Raw genomic sequence first — 3,334 nt, forward strand, 5'->3', positions numbered from 1 at the left:
ACCCGGCGCCGCCGCGCCCCGGACCCCCGGCGTGCGGCGCTGCAGCAGCGGCTGCGGCAGCAGACGCGCCGCGCGCTGATCGGGGACGGCCCCGCGGTCGGCGTCGACATCGGCGGGACGAAGGTCGCCGCGGGTGTCGTCGACGGTGACGGGCGCGTGGTCGCGCAGCTGCGCCGGGACACCCCGACCAAGAGCCCGCAGGCGGTGGAGGACACCATCGCCGAGGTCGTCGAGGAGCTCGCCAGCCAGCACGAGATCGTCTCCGTCGGCATCGGCGCCGCGGGCTTCGTCGACGCCGAGCGGGCGACGGTGCTCTTCGCGCCGCACCTGGCCTGGCGCAACGAGCCGTTGCGCGAGGCCGTCGAGCGGCGGGTCCGCGCCCGGCTGGGCCGGCGGGTGGGCCGGCGCACGATCGTCGAGAACGACGCCAACGCCGCGGCCTGGGGCGAGTACCGCTTCGGCGCCGGCCGCGGCGAGGCGCGGCTGGTCTGCGTGACGATGGGCACCGGCATCGGCGGGGCGATCGTCAACATGGGCCGGGTCCAGCGCGGCCGCTACGGCCTCGCGGGCGAGTTCGGGCACATGATCGTCGTGCCGGGCGGCCACCGCTGCGAGTGCGGCAACCGCGGCTGCTGGGAGCAGTACGCCTCGGGCAACGCCCTGGTGCGCGAGGCGCGGGAGATGGCGCGCGCGCAGTCGCCCGTCGCGCACGCCCTGCTGGACCTGGCGAAGGGCGACCCCGAGGCCATCACGGGCCCGCTGGTGACCGAGGCGGCGCGCGCGGGCGACCCCGCGGCCGTCGAGCTGTTCGAGGAGGTCGGCCGCTGGCTGGGCATCGGCATCGCCAACCTCGCGGCGGCCCTGGACCCCGGCACGGTCGTCGTCGGTGGCGGCGTCTCCGACGCCGACGAGCTGCTGCTGGGCCCCGCCCGCGAGGCCTACCGGCGCACGCTCACGGGCCGGGGCTTCCGTCCCGAGCTCCGCATCGTGCGCGCGCAGCTCGGCCCGGCGGCCGGCCTCGTCGGGGCCGCCGACCTCTCCCGCGGCTGGGGCTGAGCCCGTGGCCCCGTCCCGTCCGACGGCGCGGTTGCGCGTGGCCACGCTGAACGTGCGCGAGCTGCTCGACGACTCCCGGGCCCTGCGCCGCGTGCTGCGGGCCGCCGAGGCCGACGTGGTGTGCCTGCAGGAGGTCCCCACGCACCCCTTCTCGGGGCACCGCCTGGGCGACCTCGCGGCCGACGTCGGGCTCTGGGTGGCCGCGGCCGGCCGGGCCGGCGCGGGCACGGCCATGCTCGCCGCGGCGCGCGTCGACGTCCGGGCCGGGCAGGTCCGGGCGCTGCCCACGCCCCGCTTCCGCGACCGCCGCCCGGTGCGCCGCCGGGGCTGCGCGGAGGCCGTCGTGCGCGTGCCGCTGGCCGGCGGCTGGTCCCGCGACGTGCTGGTGCGCAGCGTCCACCTGGGCCTGGAGGCGGGGGAGCGCGAGCGGCACGCGGCGACGCTCGCGCCGACCGCCCCGCTGCCGGGACCGTGCTCACCGTGGCGGGAGGCCCCCGTGGTCCTGGGCGGTGACCTCAACGAGGGGCCCGAGGGCGCGGCGCGGCAGCGGCTGTGCACCGTCCTCCTCGACGCGGCCACCAGCGCCGGCGCGGAGTTCCCGACGTTCCCGGCCCGGGCGCCGCACCGCCGCATCGACCTCGTCCTGGTCGATCCGCGGCTCAGCGTGACCGGGGTCCGCACCCCGGACCTCGCACCGGGCGACGCGGCGGCCGCGACCGACCACCTGGCGGTCGTCGCGGACCTGCTGGTGACCGCCGACGACGCCTAGACCCGGCCGAGCGCGTCACCCGGCCGGCGGCGCCGGACGCGTCAGACGACCGCGCCGTCGTCGGAGTCGTCGTCGCGCGAGCTCGGCAGTCGGACCACGAGCGTCGCGAAGCCCGCCACGAAGACCAGCGCCGTCGCGGCCGTGACGAGCGGGGGGACCGAGCGCCAGGCGAGCGCGACGACGAGCAGGAACAGCGGGGCGCCGACGACGGCCACCCACGCGCCCCAGCCGACGAGGTCGCGGGGCAGCGGCTGCGGCTCCGGGGGCACGAAGCCCTCGTCGAGGCCCGCGAGGGCCATGTCCTCGTCCACCTCGTCGCGCCCGGGCGGCGCGGCCGGGACGTCCTCGCGCGGGGCGGGGGGCAGCGGGCGCGCGGGGCGCACGGTGCGGGCGGCGTCGCCGGTCTCGGGCGTGCCGTGCGCGCGCGCGCCCGGGGTCCCCGGGCGCGGGGCGGGCGCGCCCGACTCCTCGGCGCCGTCGTCCGATCGGCCCGGGCCCCCGTGCAGGTCGGTGTCCCCCCAGTGGGCGACGATCTCGGCGAAGGCCGCGTCGACGTCGAGGGGGCCGGATCCGTCGTCCGGGGTCGAGGGCACGCCTCATCGTGGCACGGCGGGACCCCCTGGTCGAGGGAGAGCACCCCTGTCCGGGGGGCGGAGCGCCCGGCGCCCGGGGGCGTGGTGCCCTAGGGTCCACGGACCGGCCCGCGGGGGCCGGTGCGGAGCCGTCGACCGGCCGCCGACGACGGAGGGGGACGGGGCTCCGTGCTCTACTGGCTGATCAAGCTCCTGCTCGCCGAGCCCGTCCTGAAGGCCGTCTACCGGCCCTGGGTCCGCGGTCTGGACCGGGTCCCGGCGTCGGGTCCCGTCATCCTCGCGAGCAACCACCTGTCGCTCACCGACCCGATCTTCCTGCCCGTCGTGCTGCGCCGTCGCATCACCTTCGTGGCCAAGGCCGACCTGTTCACCGGGCCGGGTCTGCGCGGACGGCTCGGCGGGGCGTTCTTCCGCGGCATCGGCATGCTCCCGGTGGACCGCTCGGGCGGTCGTGCGTCGCAGGCCGCGATCGCCGCGGCCGTGGGTGTCCTGCGCGCCGGTGAGGTGTTCGGCATCTACCCCGAGGGCACGCGGTCCCCGGACGGCCGGCTGTACCGCGGCCGCACCGGGGTGGCGCGCATCGCGCTCGAGTCGGGCGTGCCCGTGCTGCCGGTGGCGATGATCGGCACCGAGGCCGTGTTCCCCCGCGGTCGCCTGCTGCCGCGCGTGCGCCGCGTGGGGGTGGTCATCGGGGAGCCGCTGGACTTCTCGCGCTACGCCGGGCGCACCGACGACCCGTTCGTCGTGCGCTCGGTGACCGACGAGATCGTCGCCGCGGTGCAGGCCCTCTCGGGGCAGGAGTACGTCGACGTCTACGCCTCGACGGTCGCGGGCCGCCACGGGCCGGCCCGCGCGACGGGACCGGAGGCTCCGGCGCCGCCCCTGGGCGGCGGCGGGCCCGGCGGCCGCGCCGCGC

At 78.7% G+C, this 3,334-nt stretch carries 4 protein-coding genes; 3 read left to right on the forward strand and 1 reads right to left on the reverse strand.

The features are described 5' to 3' along the window. The coding region (locus GTR02_RS20705; protein ID WP_338073960.1) for an ROK family glucokinase at positions 1–1,056 on the forward strand (1,056 nt) is incomplete at its 5' end. Between the two features lie 4 nt (positions 1,057–1,060). Next, positions 1,061–1,825, forward strand: a complete 765-nt coding sequence (locus tag GTR02_RS20710; RefSeq protein WP_166609365.1) for an endonuclease/exonuclease/phosphatase family protein — start codon at positions 1,061–1,063, stop codon at positions 1,823–1,825. Between the two features lie 41 nt (positions 1,826–1,866). Here the strand turns inward: GTR02_RS20710 and GTR02_RS20715 are convergent, their stop codons facing one another. Beyond that, positions 1,867–2,418, reverse strand: coding sequence for a hypothetical protein (locus tag GTR02_RS20715; protein ID WP_166609366.1), 552 nt, complete (start codon positions 2,416–2,418; stop codon positions 1,867–1,869). 168 nt (positions 2,419–2,586) lie between these two features. Between GTR02_RS20715 and GTR02_RS20720 the strand changes: the two genes are divergently transcribed. Beyond that, the coding region (locus GTR02_RS20720) for a 1-acyl-sn-glycerol-3-phosphate acyltransferase (protein WP_166609367.1) at positions 2,587–3,334 on the forward strand (748 nt) is incomplete at its 3' end.

The organism is Kineococcus siccus, assembly GCF_009906795.1.
Lineage (GTDB): Bacteria > Actinomycetota > Actinomycetes > Actinomycetales > Kineococcaceae > Kineococcus > Kineococcus siccus.